General features: G+C 66.7%; 1 protein-coding gene and 1 pseudogene. Both read right to left on the reverse strand.

The annotated features are described in order from the left end of the window. A pseudogene (locus EOA22_RS34805) lies at nt 1–392 on the reverse strand (branched-chain amino acid ABC transporter permease); the annotation flags it as partial. Next, on the reverse strand, nt 389–1,061 hold a 673-nt coding region (locus EOA22_RS34810; RefSeq protein WP_164756230.1), incomplete at its 5' end, for a branched-chain amino acid ABC transporter permease. The gene EOA22_RS34810 and the pseudogene EOA22_RS34805, both read right to left, overlap by 4 nt.

Below are 1,061 nucleotides of genomic sequence, written 5' to 3' on the forward strand. Positions count from 1 at the left end.
ATGGCGAGCAATTGGCCGAAAGCGAAGGTCATGATGACGAAGTGATGGCCGCCGACGCGCAGCGAGGGAATGCCGACGATCATGGCGAAGACGGCACTTGCCAGGGCGGCCACCGGCAGTGCCGTCCAGAAGCCGACGCCGAAGTCCCGCGCGAGGATCGCCGCCCCGTAGGCACCGACACCGACCAGCGCCGCATGCCCCATCGACAGGATGCCGGTCTGGCCGAACAGAACCGACAGGCCGTAAAGCGCGATGACGTTGGTGCCGGCCGAAATCGCCAGCGACAGGAAGCGGTTCGAGGGCGAGGCGAGCGGCACCAGCGCGATCAGCGCCAGGATGACCAGCACCGGCAGCAGCGCGCGCAGCGGCTTGAGGGTGGCACCGCCGTTCATGACGCCATCCTCGGTCCGCTGGTGCCGCCGAACAGGCCGTGCGGGCGCACGATCAGCACCAGGATCATCAAGACGAAGGAGTAGGCATCGGTCCATTGCGAGAAGCCGTAGCCGGCGCTGAAGCCTTCAACGATGCCGAGGATGAGGCCGGCGGCGACGGCGCCATAGATGTTGCCGAGCCCGCCGATGAGCGCGACGGCAAAGCCCTTCATCACCATGGTGCCGCCGGTGAACGGCGTGATCGGGAACAGCGCGATCAGAAGCGCGCCACCAAGGCCGGCCAGCGCGCTGCCGAGCACGAAGACGCCGGTGATGTAGCGGCGCACCGGAATGCCCATCAAAGCGGCGGTGTCACGGTCCTCGACGCTGGCCCGCAAGGCACGGCCGTAGCGGCTCGCGGTGATCATGCGGAAGCTCAGCGCCACCACGGCGATGGTGATCAGTATGACCATGACGCGCACAGAAGCGATGCGTACACCGCCGACCTCCCACACCGTGGTCAGCGGGCGCGGGATGCTTTTCTGGTTGGGGTTCCAGCACAGCACGACGACATGCTGCAGGACGACGATGAGGCCGAGCGAGACGATGAAGCCGTTGGTCGGTCGCTCCAGCGTGAAGCGGAACAGGCCGCGCTCGAGCACATAGCCCATCAGCCCGACAGCCAGGATG

The sequence above is a fragment of the Mesorhizobium sp. M7A.F.Ca.US.014.04.1.1 genome (assembly GCF_003998745.1).
GTDB lineage: Bacteria > Pseudomonadota > Alphaproteobacteria > Rhizobiales > Rhizobiaceae > Mesorhizobium > Mesorhizobium ciceri.